Raw genomic sequence first — 14,021 nt, forward strand, 5'->3', positions numbered from 1 at the left:
GCCGCGACGATCTCGGGAGGCTGGGATGGCAGGACGATGGGTGGCGCGGTTTGCACAGGGCAGGCACCGGTCGACGGGAATCGACGTCGGTGCGCACGAAGTGAGGGTGGCCGTGCTGAGCCGGCGCGGCAGGGAAGCGGAGGTGCGCGTCGAGGGGCTCGAGCGCGAACCGGTTGGCTTGGCGGGCGGGCCGGAGGACGCGCGTTGGGCGGCGGTCGCGCGGTCGCTGGCGGCGGCCGTGGCGCGGCTGTCGGCGTCCGACGTGCAGTGCGACGCGCGCGGCGTGATGGCGCTGCACGATGACGAGATGCGCACCGCGACGCTCGATCTGGCCGGGCGCGGCGACATCCCGGACGCCGCGCGGCAGGCCGCCGAACGCATCTCGGGGCTCGCGCCGGACAGTCTCGCGTTCGACTGGCGGCACTACGGCGGCGCGCGGTCCGGCGAGATCGCGGTGGCGGTCGCGCCGCTGGCGCTGCTCGAGCGGCGGATCGACGTGGCCGCGCAGGCCGGTATCGACCTGACGGTGATCGACGGCGAGTCGGCCGCCGTGCTGCGCGCGCTGCGCTATGCCGCACGGTTCGAACTCGATGCGCAGGGCGCGTACGCCGTGCTCTGGTTCTGCGACGCGGGCGTGCGCGGCTGGCGAATCGAGGGACGGTCGGCGATGCAGGTGCTCTCCCTGTCCGGCACGTTGCCGGAGGCGCTTCCCGATGCGTTGCGTCGGCGCGTGCTGGGGGTCGTGGGCTGCGTACTCGTCGCCGGGGACGAGCGATGTATCGCCCGCTTCGATACGTCGATTGCCGAGATCGGCGACGTGCTCGGCACGGCAGTGGTCCCGTTCGACTGCACGGGCTGGGACGGCCTGCCGTGCGCGCGCGCCGCCGTGCCAGGCGGCCCGGCGTTTGCCGTCGCGTTCGGGCTCGCGTTGCGTGGGGTGTGGGAATGACGGCCGGTCACGTGGCGGCAAACGGAGACGGCGCGGCGGCGCAGCAGCTCGTACAGGCGGTACTCGGCGACTTCAACCTGCTGCCGTACCGCGAGCGGTTGGCGCGGGCATTGCGGCGTCGGCGGGCCACGCAGTGCGGTGTGGCGATCCTGCTCGGCGTGCTTGGCGCCGGTCTGTGGACGGGCGCTGCGGTGTTGTCGCGGTGGCGGGTGGATGCCGAGCGCGCCGGCGTGGAGGCGCGGCTGCGACAGGTGCAGCCGCGGGTGGCCGTTGCGACGCGCGCGGCCGATGCAGCCGCCGCCGTCGCGCGACGCGACGCGCAGGCGGCTGCGCTGGCCGCACCTTACCGGCGCGTGGCCGGGTTGCTGGCGACCCTGAAGCAGGTGCGCGCCGATCATGTCCGGCTCGATGCGCTGCGCATGACGACGACCGGCGCCGTGCTCGATGCGCGCGCCGCGAGTTACCGGGCGGCTGCGCTGTGGCTCGCCGCGATGGCGCGCGAGCAGCGCGACTGGCGGATCGATATAGATACGTTGAAGCCTGCGTCGGATGCGCCGGCTTCGACGGCCGGGATGCCGTTCCGGTTCTCGGTGCAGTTGCGCTGGCACGATGCGACGTCGTCGCGGACGGTGTCGGGAGGGGGCGCATGACGGCGCTCGCGCATTGGCCGGCGCTGCGCGCGGGCGCCAGGGCGGGCCACATGCCGCGCGTGTCGGCGGCCGCCGCGCATGCCGCGGGTTGCGTGCTGGCGTTCGCGGCCGTGCTGGCAGGCAGCATTCATCTGGCGAATGCGGCCGACTGGAGCGGGCTGGCACGTAGTCGCGCGTTGCTCGCCGCGGCGCAGGCGCGCGCGGCCGACGCGCAGCGCGTCCTGGCTTCCGCCGGACAACGACGCGACGGGCATCCTGCGTCGACGCGTGACGATCGCTTGCCGCCTACGCCGGAATGGGCCGCGCTGATGCTGGCGCTGGCCGATCTCGCCGCGTCGAGCGGGTTGCACGGCGTATCGATCGAACCGCAGCGCGCCGATGGCGCGGCACCGGACGGCCGACGCACCGTACACATCGCCGCGGACGGCGGCTTTCACGCGTTGCTGCATATGGTTGGCGGGCTGGCGCGCTTCCCGGTGTTGGCGGTACCGTCGGCGCTGCGTATCGAGCGTGGCATGTCGGCGGCGCGGGTGGATATGTCCGTCGACGTATTTCCGGCGCTGCAGGCGACAACGGCCGCGGCGGGCAACACGCCGGTTCGCGCCGCTGCGCCCGACGCCGATCCATTCGACGAGGGGGGCCTCGCCGAAGCGGCGGGGTGCGCAGCCCGCCTTGCCGGCACGATTCGCGACGCGCGTACCGGTCTCGCGTTGTTCGACGACGGCGACGGCGCGTTCACGGCCGTCGCACCTGGCGAGGTGCTGGGGGCCGCGCGCGTGGTGCGTATCGACCGCGCGGCCGTGACGCTTGCGACGGCGGACGGATCGCAGCGGCTTGTGCTTGACGACGGAGGCCGGCCATGACGAAGCACGGCTGTTGGATGCTCGTCATCTGGGCCGGCGTGACGGCGGACGGCGCAAGCGCGTCGGTGCCGCCGCTGCCGGCGGTCTGGCCGGCCGGGCCGACGAATGTGTCGGTGCCGCGCCTGCCGCAGCCGCTGCGCGTGGCCGACAGCGTGGACAGCGCGGTAGCGGAGGACGCCGGCCCGCCGCCGTTCGATCAGGCGGCGCGCACGGCGCTGCAGACGGAAGCCGCCGCGCCGGTCCCCGCGCTCGAGGGGCCGCCGATCCCGCTGGCGCCGCCGGCCCGGATGAGCGACGCCGCGGCACGGCAACCGGGCGATGCGGACGACGAGCGGCGGATCTCGCTGAATCTGCAGGGCGTCGGGCTCGCGGCGGCGTTCGACGCGATCGCGCGATTCACGGGGCTCAATATCGTCGTCGGCGAGCAGGTGCGCGGCACGGTCACGTTACGTCTGAACAATGTCCGCTGGCGCGACGCGTTCGACACGCTGCTCGACACGCACGGGCTGGCGATGTCCCGGCGCGGCAACGTGATCTGGGTCACGCCGGCCGCCGAGCTGGCGGCGCGCGAACGCGAGCGCTTCGACATGCATGCGCGGGCCGCCGATCTGGAGCCGCTCGCAAGCCGTACGTTCGTGCTGCACTATCCGCGCGCCCAGGACGTGCAGCGGCTGCTGGCCGGCGCGACCGGCCAGCGCCTGCTGTCGAAGCGCGGCGCGGCGGCGGCCGATCCCCGTACGAACCTGCTGTTCGTGACCGATCTCGCGCCGCGCATCGTGCAGATCGCGGGCCTGATCGACGCGATCGACCGGCCGTCGCGGCAGGTCCGGATCGAGGCCCGCATCGTCGAAGGCGAGCAGGGTTTCTCGCGCAACCTCGGCGCACGTGTCGCACTGCGTGCGCAGGGGCGGCCGTCGTCGGCCGAGGGCACGTCCTTCACGGCGGACGCGCGCAACGCGCTGGATCTCGCCGCGCGGCCGCTCGGCGGCTTCGATGCGGCGACCGCCGGCTTCACGCTGTTCGCCGCGCCGCTCAGCCGCGTACTCGACATCGAGTTGAGCGCGCTGGAAGCGCAAGGCCGGGGCCAGATCGTTTCGCGTCCGCGGGTGGTGACGGCCGACCGCGTGAAGGCCATCGTCGAGCAGGGCGCCGAGCTGCCGTACCAGGCGAAGGTCGGCAACGGCATGAGCGGCGTGCAGTTCCGCCGCGCGACGCTGAAGCTGGAGGTCGAGCCGCAGATTACGCCGGACGGGCGCGTGGTGCTCGATCTCGACGTGACGAAGGACAGCGTCGGCGAGCCGACCGCGGCCGGCCCCGCGATCCATACGAAGCACGTGCAGACGCGCGTCGAGGTCGAGAATGGCGGGACGGTCGCGATCGGCGGCATCTATGAACAACTGAGCCGGAACGATGTGACGCGGGTGCCGCTCTTGGGCAAAATACCGTTTCTGGGCGCGCTTTTCCGGCACCGCGCGCAGCGCGACCAACGCAACGAACTGGTCGTCTTCATCACGCCGACCGTCGTCGATGCGCGTTGCGGCGCACCCGGCGCGGGCGACGCGGATGCCGAGGAAACGGGGCCGGAAGCCGCCGGCGCAGGCTCGACAAGGCAGCCGCTTTGCCAGTAAGCTGCGCCACACACCAGCAAGATTGAAGCAGAGGAAGCCGTTGCAAGCGCGGGACCCACATGCAAACGTATTTTTCGTCGGCCTTATGGGAGCGGGTAAGACCACCGTGGGCCGTGCGGTCGCGCGTCGTCTCGACAGGACGTTCTTCGACTCCGACCACGAAATCGAGGCCCGTACGGGCGCGCGCATTCCGGTGATCTTCGAGCTGGAGGGCGAGGCCGGCTTTCGCGATCGCGAAACGCAGGTGATCGCCGAGCTCGCGCAGCGCGAGAACATCGTGCTCGCGACCGGCGGGGGCGCGGTGCTGCGCCCGGAAAACCGCAACAGCCTGAAAACCAACGGCATCGTCGTCTACCTGCGCGCCAACCCGCACGATCTATGGCTGCGCACGCGCAAGGACAAGAATCGCCCGCTGTTGCAGACCGAAGATCCGAAGGGGCGTCTGGAAGCGCTGTACGAAGTGCGTGACCCGCTGTACCGCGAATGCGCGGATTTCGTCATCGAGACCGGCCGTCCGTCGGTCAACGGTCTCGTCAACATGGTGTTGATGCAACTCGAACTGGCCGGCGTCATCGCCAAGCCGCTACAAGCATGATTACTGTCAACGTCGATCTGGGCGACCGCGCCTACCCGATTCATATTGGCGCCGGCCTGATCGGCCGCACCGAGCTGTTCTCGCCCCACATCAAGGGTTCGTCGGTCACGATCGTCACGAACACGACGGTCGATCCGCTCTACGGCGACGCGCTGCGCGCGGCGCTCGCGCCGCTCGGCAAGCGCGTGTCGACGGTCGTGCTGCCGGACGGCGAGGCATACAAGAACTGGGAAACGCTGAACCTGATCTTCGACGGCCTGCTGACGGATCACGCCGATCGCAAGACGACGCTCGTCGCGCTCGGCGGCGGCGTGGTCGGCGACATGACCGGCTTTGCCGCCGCGTGCTACATGCGCGGCGTGCCGTTCATCCAGGTGCCGACGACGCTGCTGTCGCAGGTCGATTCGTCGGTCGGCGGCAAGACGGGCATCAACCACCCGTTCGGCAAGAACATGATCGGCGCGTTCTACCAACCGCAGGCCGTGATCGCGGACATCGGCGCGCTCACGACGCTGCCCGATCGCGAGCTGGCGGCCGGCGTGGCCGAGATCATCAAGACCGGCGCGATCGCCGATGCGGCATTCTTCGACTGGATCGAGGCGAACGTCGATGCGCTGAATCGTCGCGAGCCCGCCGCGCTCGCGCATGCGGTGAAGCGTTCGTGCGAGATCAAGGCGAGCGTCGTCGCGGCCGACGAGCGCGAAGGCGGCCTGCGCGCGATCCTGAACTTCGGCCACACGTTCGGCCATGCGATCGAGGCCGGGCTAGGCTACGGCGAATGGCTGCACGGCGAGGCGGTCGGCTGCGGAATGGTGATGGCGGGCGACCTGTCGGTGCGGCTCGGCCTGCTCGACGAAGCGTCGCGGCAGCGCCTCGATGCGGTGATCGCGGCCGCGCATCTGCCGACCCGCGGGCCGGCGCTCGGCGATGCGCGCTACATCGACCTGATGCGCGTCGACAAGAAGGCTGAGGCCGGCGCGATCAAGTTCATCCTGCTGAAGCGATTCGGCGATACGCTGATCACGCAGGCGCCGGACGAAGCGGTATTCGCTACACTGGCGCAAACGACCGGCTAACGGCGCCCGGATCCGCCGGCGCGCCTGACATGGAGGAGACGTGAGCGAGACATCCAGCAGCACATTGCCCGAAGCCAGCCGCGCATCTGCTGCGCCGGTGGCCGAGCCGCCGACGCTGGCGGCGCTGGAAGCCCATCTCGCTCCGTATGCCGCGCACGCGTCGCAGTCACGCGGCCGCCGCCATCCGGAAACCCCGCCGGCGGCGCGCACCGAATTCCAGCGCGATCGCGACCGCATCGTCCATTCGACCGCGTTTCGCCGGCTCGAATACAAGACGCAGGTCTTCGTCAATCACGAAGGCGACCTGTTCCGCACGCGCCTCACGCACAGCCTCGAAGTCGCGCAGATCGCGCGCTCGGTCGCGCGCAACCTGCGACTGAACGAGGATCTCGTCGAAGCGATCTCGCTCGCGCACGATCTCGGCCATACGCCGTTCGGCCATGCCGGGCAGGACGCGCTGAATGCGTGCATGCGCGAGCACGGCGGCTTCGAGCACAACCTGCAGAGCCTTGCGGTGGTCGACGAGCTCGAGGAGCACTACGGCGCGTTCAACGGGTTGAACCTGTGCTTCGAGACGCGCGAAGGCATCCTGAAACACTGCTCGCGCGAGAATGCACGCAAGCTCGGCGCGCTCGGCGAGCGCTTCCTGCAGGGCCGCCAGCCGTCGCTCGAGGCGCAGCTCGCGAACATCGCCGACGAGATCGCCTACAACAACCACGACGTCGACGACGGCCTGCGTTCCGGCCTGATCACGATCGAGCAGCTCGCGGAAGTCGAGCTGTGGCAGCGTCACTACGACGCGGCGCTCGCCGAATTCCCGCACCTCGAAGGCCGCCGTCTCGTGCACGAGACGGTGCGCCGCATCATCAACACGCTGATCGTCGACCTGATCGACGAAACCACGCGCAATCTCGTGCGCGTCGCGCCCGCGTCGCTCGACGACGTGCGCGACGCGCCGCCGCTCGTGTCGCACAGCCCCGAGGTCGCCGCGCAGGCAGCGGCCCTCAAGCGCTTCCTCTTCAAGAACCTGTATCGCCACTACAAGGTGATGCGCATGGCGAGCAAGGCGCAACGCGTCGTCACGGGGCTGTTCGACGCGTTCATCGACGATCCGCGCCTGCTGCCGCCGCCGTACCAGTCCGACGACGCGGCGCAGCAGCCGCGTCTCGTCGCGCACTACATCGCCGGCATGACCGACCGCTTCGCGCTGAAGGAATATCAGCGCCTGTTCGTCATCAGCGACAACTGACTGTCACAAACGATCACTAGACTTCGCCGGTTCAATGGCGACGGGAAGGTTGCACACGCTGTTGGTAACGTTTTCATAGGAGAGGTCGATGAAGAAGAAGCCTGCGGGGACACTGGTTCGTTCGATCGCGCTCGGCGGCGCGCTGATGTTCGGGGTGCAGCACGTGGCGCTCGCCGCGACGGAAATTCAGTTCTGGCATGCGATGGAGGCCGCGCTCGGCGAGCGGGTCAACGCGATCGCCGACCAGTTCAACGCGTCGCAAAGCGACTACAAGATCGTGCCGGTCTTCAAGGGCACCTACGACCAGGCGCTCGCGGCCGGCATCGCGGCCTATCGCAGCGGCAACGCGCCGGCGATCCTGCAGGTCTATGAAGTCGGCACGGCGACGATGATGCAGGCGAAGAAGGCGGTCGTGCCCGTCTACGACGTGTTCAAGCAGGCCGGCGTGACGCTCGACGAGAAGGCGTTCGTGCCGACCATCGCGAGCTACTACAGCGACGCGAAGACGGGCCACCTCGTGTCGATGCCGTTCAACAGCTCGACGCCGGTGCTGTACTACAACAAGGACGCGTTCAAGAAGGCCGGCCTCGATCCGAACCAGCCGCCGAAGACGTGGGCCGACGTGAAGGCCGATGCCGAGAAGCTGCGCAAGTCGGGGATGGCGTGCGGCTTCACGACCGGCTGGCAGGGCTGGATCCAGCTCGAAAACTACAGCGCATGGCACGGGCTGCCGTTCGCGAGCCGCAACAACGGCTTCGACGGCACCGACGCCGTGCTCGAGTTCAACAAGCCGCAGCAGATCGAACATGTCGCCTTCCTGCAGCAGATGGCGAAGGACGGCACGTTCACGTACGCGGGCCGCAAGGATGAAGCGTCGGCGAAGTTCTACAGCGGCGACTGCGGGATCCTGACGACGTCGTCGGGCGCGCTCGCGAACGTGCAGAAGTTCGCGAAGTTCAGCTACGGCACGGGCATGATGCCGTACGACGCGAACGTGAAGGGCGCGCCGCAGAACGCGATCATCGGCGGCGCGAGCCTGTGGGTGCTGGCCGGCAAGGATCCGGCGACCTACAAGGGCGTCGCGAAATTCCTCTCTTACCTGGCGTCGCCCGCGGTCGCCGCGAAGTGGCACCAGGACACGGGCTACCTGCCGGTCACGACCGCCGCGTACGACCTGACGCGTCAGCAGGGCTTCTACGCGAAGAACCCGAGCGCCGAAACCGCGATCAAGCAGATGCTGAACAAGCCGCCGCTGCCGTACACGAAGGGGCTGCGGCTGGGCAACATGCCGCAGATCCGCACGGTCGTCGACGAGGAGTTCGAACAGGTCTGGGCGCAGAAGAAGTCGCCGAAGGACGCGCTCGATTCGGCCGCGTCGCGCGGCGACGAACTGCTGCGCCGCTTCGAGAAGTCGGGCGGCTGAGCACGCATCGCGTCGTGCCGCCGGCGGCGCCGCGCGCGAGCGCGTGCCGTCCGGCGGCGCGGTTTCCCTTCCGTTTCGCCTGACCGGATATCCGCGATGCAATCCCGTTCCCGTTTCGGTACGAGCCCGGTGCCGTACCTGCTGATCGCGCCGCAGCTCGCGATCACCGCCGTGTTCTTCCTGTGGCCGGCCGGCGTCGCGCTGTGGCAGTCCACGCAGATGCAGGACGCGTTCGGCACGTCGAGCGAATTCGTCGGCTTCGCGAATTTCACGCACCTGTTCGCCGATCCGCTGTATCTCGATTCGTTCCGCACGACGCTTGTGTTCAGTTCGCTCGTCACCGTGAGCGGGCTCGTCGTGTCGCTGTTGCTGGCCGCATGCGCCGACCGCGTGATCCGCGGCGCGCGCGTGTACCGCACGCTGCTGATCTGGCCGTACGCGGTCGCGCCGACGATCGCGGCCGTGCTGTGGGCGTTCCTGTTCAACCCGAGCATCGGGCTGATCACGTATGCGCTCGCGAAGGGCGGCATCGTGTGGAACCACGCGCTGAACGGCGGCCAGGCGATGTTCCTCGTCGTGCTGGCGTCGGTGTGGAAGCAGGTGAGCTACAACTTCCTGTTCTTCTACGCGGGGCTGCAGGCGATTCCGCGCTCGCTGATCGAGGCGGCCGCGATCGACGGCGCGGGGCCGGTGCGGCGCTTCTTCAACATCGTGCTGCCGCTGCTGTCGCCGACGAGTTTCTTCCTGCTGGTCGTGAACCTCGTCTACGCGTTCTTCGACACGTTCCCGGTGATCGACGCGGCCACCGGCGGCGGCCCGGCGCAGAGCACCAAGACGCTGATCTACAAGATCTTCGCGGAGGGCTTCCAGGGGCTCGACATCGGCAGTTCGGGCGCGCAGTCGGTCGTGCTGATGATCATCGTCGTGGGGCTCACGGTGATCCAGTTCCGCTTCGTCGAGCGCAGGGTCCAATACGCATGATCGAAAATCGCAAGGGCTTCGACCTGTTCTGCCACGCGGTGCTGATCGCGGGTGTCGTGCTGATCGTGTTTCCCGTCTACGTCGCGTTCTGCGCGGCGACGATGAACGCGCAGGAAGTGTTCGCGGTGCCGCTGTCGCTCGTGCCGAGCACGCACCTGTTCGAGAACGTCGCGTACATCTGGGGGCACGGCAGCGGCGGCGCGACGGCGCCGTTCGGCCGGCTGCTCGTGAACAGCTTCGCGATGGCGCTCGGGATCGCGGTCGGCAAGATCGCGGTGTCGATCCTGTCCGCGTACGCGATCGTCTATTTCCGCTTCCCGTTCCGCAATACGGCGTTCTGGCTGATCTTCGTCACGCTGATGCTGCCGGTGGAAGTGCGGATCTTTCCGACCGTGCAGGTCGTGTCGACGCTGCACCTGACGAACACCTACGCGGGGCTCTCGCTGCCGCTGATCGCATCGGCGACCGCGACGTTCCTGTTCCGCCAGTTCTTCATGACGCTGCCCGACGAGCTGATGGACGCGGCGCGCATCGACGGCGCGGGGCCGCTGCGCTTCTTCTGGGACGTCGTGCTGCCGCTGTCGAAGACGAGCATCGCCGCGCTGTTCGTGATCACGTTCATCTACGGCTGGAACCAGTATCTGTGGCCGATCCTGATCACGACGGAAGCGTCGCTGTCGACTGCGGTGGTGGGCATCAAGACGATGATCGCGAGCGGCGACGCCGCGACCGAATGGCAATACGTGATGGCGGCGACGCTGCTGGCGATGATCCCGCCGCTCGTCGTCGTGCTGGCGATGCAGCGCTGGTTCGTGCGCGGCCTCGTCGATTCCGAGAAATGAATGACCGACGGTAACCGGGAGAAGGACCAGGTATGGCTGCGCTGAGCTTGAAGGGCGTCAGGAAATCCTACGACGGCAAGCAGCACGTGCTGCATGGCATCGACGTGGAGATCTCCGACGGTGAATTCATCGTGTTGGTCGGCCCGTCGGGCTGCGGCAAGTCGACGTTGCTGCGGATGATCGCGGGGCTCGAGAGCGTGACGGACGGCGAGATCGCGATCGGCGACCGGGTCGTCAACACGCTGGAGCCGAAGGACCGCGACATCGCGATGGTGTTCCAGAACTATGCGCTGTACCCGCACATGACGGTCGCGCAGAACATGGGCTACGGGCTGAAGATTCGCGGGATCGAGCGCGCGACGATCGATGCGCGGGTGGCCGCGGCCGCGAAGATCCTCGAGCTCGAGCCGCTGCTCGCGCGGCGGCCGCGCGAACTGTCGGGCGGGCAGCGGCAGCGTGTCGCGATGGGGCGCGCGATCGTGCGCGAGCCGTCGGTATTCCTGTTCGACGAGCCGTTGTCGAACCTCGACGCGAAGCTGCGCGTGCAGATGCGGCTCGAGATCCAGCGGCTGCATGCGCGGCTCGCGACGACGAGCGTGTACGTGACGCACGACCAGATCGAGGCGATGACGCTCGCGCAGCGGGTGATCGTGATGAACCGCGGCTACGCGGAGCAGATCGGCGCGCCGGTCGACGTGTACGAGAAGCCGGCGACGGTGTTCGTCGCGGGCTTCATCGGCTCGCCGGCGATGAACCTGATGCACGGCCGGCTGTCGGACGACGGCGCGACGTTTACGGTTGCGGGCGGCGGCCCCGCGCTGCCGGTCGCCGGCGCGCCCGGCATCGGCACGGAGATCGCCACCGGGCGCGACTGGGTGCTCGGCGTGCGTCCCGAACACATGACGCCGCAGCCGGGCGTCGCGCAGGCGACGCTGCCGGTCGACTCGTGCGAACTGCTCGGCGCGGACAATCTCGCGCACGGCCGCTGGGGCAATCACGATGTCGCGGTGCGCCTGCCGCACGCGGATCGTCCCGCGCGCGGCACGGCGCTCGCGGCTGCGCTGCCTGCGCACCGGCTGCATTTCTTCGATCCCGAGACCGGCAAGCGTGCCGGCTGAACCTGCTGCACCTGCCGAGAGACCGACGATGACATCCCGTACCGACTGGCCCTATCCGCGCGTCGTCGCCCATCGCGGCGGCGGCACGCTCGCGCCGGAGAACACGCTCGCCGCACTCGACGAGGGTGCGCGCCGCGGCCACCGGATGGTCGAGTTCGATGCGAAGCTGTCGGCCGACGACGTGACGTTCCTGCTGCACGACGACACGGTCGATCGCACGTCGAATGGGCAGGGTGCGGCGGCGGGCATGCGTTATGCGGCGCTGGCCGCGCTCGACGCGGGCGCGTGGCTCGACGCGCGCTTCGCGGGCGAACGGATGCCGACGCTGGAGGCGGCCGCGGCGCGCTGCATCGCGCACGGGCTGGCCGCGAACGTCGAGATCAAGCCGTGCCCGGGGCGCGAACGCGAAACCGGGCAGCGTGTGGCGGCCGACGCGGCCGCGTACTGGCGCGATGCCGCGGTGGCGCCGCTGCTGTCGTCATTCTCGTTCGACGCATTGCAGCAGGCGCGCGCGACCGTGCCGGGCCTGCCGCGCGGGATGCTCTACGAAGTCGTGCCGGACGACTGGCAGGCGCAGGTGATCGATGCGCTCGGCTGCGTATCGTTGCATGCAGACCACAGTCGGCTCGACGAACCGCTCGTGCGCGCGATCAAGGCCGCCGGGCTGCGCATCCTGGTTTACACGGTGAACGACCTCGAACGGGCGCGCGAACTCGCGCGTTGGGGCGTCGATGCCATCTGCACGGACCGCATCGACCTGATTGCGCCCGACGCGCTGGACGACATCGACGCCGTCTGATGGCCGCAGCCACGGCTTGCGCCGCGGCGGCGCTGGCGAAACCGTTGCGCGGAACGTGCCTGACGCGAAAAAACGACGCCCCGACGGGATTCCCGCCGGGGCGTTTTGCATCGTGGCGACGTTACGTCAGGAAAAATCCGCTACAAATTGCAGCAGGATTAACCATTCCCCAAATATTCGACTACGCTTAGAAGCGGTAGCCGACGTTCAGGTACGTGACGATCGGGTTCAGCGAGATCTTCGCCTTCGACGTTTCGGTCAGGGTACCGACCGGCGTCCGGCGGGCCGTCGTGAAGGTCGCGGTCACCTTGACCGGGATGTACGAGAGCGACAGCCCCGCGAACCAGTGTTTGGTGAAGTTGTACGTGAAGCCGGCGTTGAAGACGGGCGCCCACTGGTTGCTGGTCGTCGCGCTGGTCGGGCCGCCGAGCACGCCGTTCTCGAAGCTGCTGTTCGTGATCTTCGCGCCGGTGAACCAGACGTACGTCGCGCCGACGCCGACATACGGACGGAACTTCGCATTGGCGTCGTTGAAGTGGTAGCGCAGCAACACGGCGGGGCTCCACTGGTACGCACGGCCGAGTACGCCGAATCTTTCGAACTGACCCTTGCCGGTAATGTCGAACTTCGGCGGTATCCCCATCACGAGCTCGGTGGAGATATGGTCGGTGACGAAGTAGCCCGCCGCGAGGCCCAGCGTGTCGGCGTCGTTGATGCCGGCGCCGGTGTTGGGAATGGATTGGTTGATGGGCGTGCCGCCCACGCGGTAGACGAACAGCGGGTCGCTGCTGTCCTGCGGCGAAAGGTGCAGCCAGCCGGTGCTGAGGTAGAAATCACCTGCGGATTGTGCGTGTGCCGTACCGCCCGCGAATGCGAATGCGAGCGCTGCGGCCCCCGTAATGGCCAGTTTTCGTTTCATTGTGTCTCCTCCGATCAAAGGCGTGCTCATTATGACGACTGCGTTTAAAACCAAACAAGCTCGTAAGTTAGAGTTTTCTCCCTAGGATTCGCACGACCGTACGCTTACGCGCGCCGCTGGGGCAGGCATTCCACGCAGGTGCGCAATTTCGGACCTCCGGGTATTTCCTAACGCGTTCAAACGGACATTCAGCATGGCACGGTTAGCACGACTCTACGTTCCCGACCAGCCGCAGCACGTGATACTGCGCGGCCTGGATCAGCAACCCGCGTTCGTCGACGACCAGGACTACGAACTCTTCATCGATTGCCTGAAGGCCGCCGCACGCGATCACCACCTGTCGGTGCATGCCTACGTGCTGCTGCCGCGCCAGGTGCAACTGCTCGTGACGCCGAGCGACGAGGCCAGCCTGCCGAAGGCGATGCAGGCCGTCGGCCGTCGCTACGTCGCGCATTTCAACCGGCGCTATTCGCGGCGCGGCACCCTGTGGGAAGGCCGCTATCGGGCGACGGTGATCGAAGGCGAGCGCTATTTCCTGCTCGCGAGCCGCGTGGTCGAGATGAGCCCGGTGCGCTCGCAGCTCGTCGCGACGCCCGAGGCCTATCGCTGGTCGAGCTACCGGCATCACGTCGGGCTCACCGTCGACAGCCTGATCACCGACCATCCGCTCTACTGGGCGCTCGGCAACACGCCGTTCGACCGCCAGCGCGCGTACAAGGAGCTGTGCGAGCAGCCGCTCGACGAGCGGCAGGCCGACCAGCTGCAGCAGGCGACGCTGAAGGGCTGGGTGCTCGGCGGCGAGAATTACCGCGAGTGGGCGGCGCGCACCGCGAACCGGCGTGTGTCGCCGTTGCCGCGCGGACGCCCCAGAAAGGTGCGCGAGAACACGCCGCCGATCCAGCAGTAACCCCGGAAAGGCAGGCTGGAAG

At 68.5% G+C, this 14,021-nt stretch carries 14 protein-coding genes; 13 read left to right on the plus strand and 1 reads right to left on the minus strand.

The annotated features are described in order from the left end of the window. Positions 1–25: 25 nt before the first annotated feature. The 12 genes from GJG85_RS01880 (at position 26) to ugpQ (ending at position 12,173) form a co-directional block, all read left to right on the plus strand. The gene (locus GJG85_RS01880; protein ID WP_050013154.1) at positions 26–949 is read left to right on the plus strand and encodes a hypothetical protein; all 924 of its coding nucleotides are present in this window, start codon (positions 26–28) and stop codon (positions 947–949) included. Continuing rightward, on the plus strand, positions 946–1,599 hold the full coding sequence (locus tag GJG85_RS01885) for a hypothetical protein (RefSeq protein ID WP_050013153.1): 654 nt from the start codon (positions 946–948) through the stop codon (positions 1,597–1,599). The genes GJG85_RS01880 and GJG85_RS01885 overlap by 4 nt, the downstream gene beginning before the upstream one ends. Continuing rightward, on the plus strand, positions 1,596–2,462 hold the full coding sequence (locus tag GJG85_RS01890) for a hypothetical protein (protein WP_050013152.1): 867 nt from the start codon (positions 1,596–1,598) through the stop codon (positions 2,460–2,462). Before GJG85_RS01885 ends, GJG85_RS01890 begins: the two co-directional genes overlap by 4 nt. Further along, on the plus strand, positions 2,459–4,090 hold the full coding sequence (gene pilQ / locus GJG85_RS01895; RefSeq protein WP_089488076.1) for a type IV pilus secretin PilQ: 1,632 nt from the start codon (positions 2,459–2,461) through the stop codon (positions 4,088–4,090). The genes GJG85_RS01890 and pilQ overlap by 4 nt, the downstream gene beginning before the upstream one ends. 40 nt (positions 4,091–4,130) lie before the next feature. Next, positions 4,131–4,685, plus strand: a complete 555-nt coding sequence (gene aroK, locus GJG85_RS01900) for a shikimate kinase AroK (protein WP_050013150.1) — start codon at positions 4,131–4,133, stop codon at positions 4,683–4,685. Then, entirely contained in the window at positions 4,682–5,761 is a 1,080-nt protein-coding gene (aroB, locus tag GJG85_RS01905) for a 3-dehydroquinate synthase (protein WP_204383561.1), read from the plus strand. The genes aroK and aroB overlap by 4 nt, the downstream gene beginning before the upstream one ends. Positions 5,762–5,825: 64 nt before the next feature. After that, complete coding sequence (locus tag GJG85_RS01910) at positions 5,826–7,010, plus strand: deoxyguanosinetriphosphate triphosphohydrolase (protein ID WP_235356187.1); 1,185 nt, start codon at positions 5,826–5,828, stop codon at positions 7,008–7,010. A gap of 88 nt (positions 7,011–7,098) precedes the next feature. Then, positions 7,099–8,433, plus strand: a complete 1,335-nt coding sequence (gene ugpB / locus GJG85_RS01915; protein WP_089488077.1) for a sn-glycerol-3-phosphate ABC transporter substrate-binding protein UgpB — start codon at positions 7,099–7,101, stop codon at positions 8,431–8,433. A 96-nt stretch (positions 8,434–8,529) separates the two neighbouring features. After that, positions 8,530–9,414 (plus strand): sn-glycerol-3-phosphate ABC transporter permease UgpA, encoded by an 885-nt coding sequence (gene ugpA, locus GJG85_RS01920; RefSeq protein ID WP_027783324.1) that lies wholly within the window; start codon positions 8,530–8,532, stop codon positions 9,412–9,414. Next, on the plus strand, positions 9,411–10,256 hold the full coding sequence (ugpE, locus tag GJG85_RS01925; protein ID WP_089488078.1) for a sn-glycerol-3-phosphate ABC transporter permease UgpE: 846 nt from the start codon (positions 9,411–9,413) through the stop codon (positions 10,254–10,256). The genes ugpA and ugpE overlap by 4 nt, the downstream gene beginning before the upstream one ends. Positions 10,257–10,288: 32 nt before the next feature. After that, complete coding sequence (locus GJG85_RS01930; RefSeq protein WP_089488079.1) at positions 10,289–11,374, plus strand: sn-glycerol-3-phosphate import ATP-binding protein UgpC; 1,086 nt, start codon at positions 10,289–10,291, stop codon at positions 11,372–11,374. A gap of 28 nt (positions 11,375–11,402) precedes the next feature. Further along, positions 11,403–12,173 carry a glycerophosphodiester phosphodiesterase gene (gene ugpQ / locus GJG85_RS01935; RefSeq protein WP_089488080.1) on the plus strand — a complete coding sequence of 257 codons (771 nt, stop codon included), beginning with the start codon at positions 11,403–11,405 and terminating at the stop codon, positions 12,171–12,173. Between the two features lie 187 nt (positions 12,174–12,360). On the opposite strand, the gene GJG85_RS01940 is transcribed toward ugpQ, so the two are convergent. Further along, positions 12,361–13,092, minus strand: coding sequence for an OmpW family outer membrane protein (locus GJG85_RS01940; protein WP_204383563.1), 732 nt, complete (start codon positions 13,090–13,092; stop codon positions 12,361–12,363). A gap of 193 nt (positions 13,093–13,285) precedes the next feature. Between GJG85_RS01940 and GJG85_RS01945 the strand changes: the two genes are divergently transcribed. Continuing rightward, complete coding sequence (locus GJG85_RS01945) at positions 13,286–13,999, plus strand: transposase (protein WP_027783329.1); 714 nt, start codon at positions 13,286–13,288, stop codon at positions 13,997–13,999. Positions 14,000–14,021 lie beyond the last annotated feature (22 nt).

The sequence above is a fragment of the Burkholderia sp. MS389 genome (assembly GCF_016899425.1).
Taxonomy (GTDB): Bacteria; Pseudomonadota; Gammaproteobacteria; order Burkholderiales; family Burkholderiaceae; genus Burkholderia; species Burkholderia sola.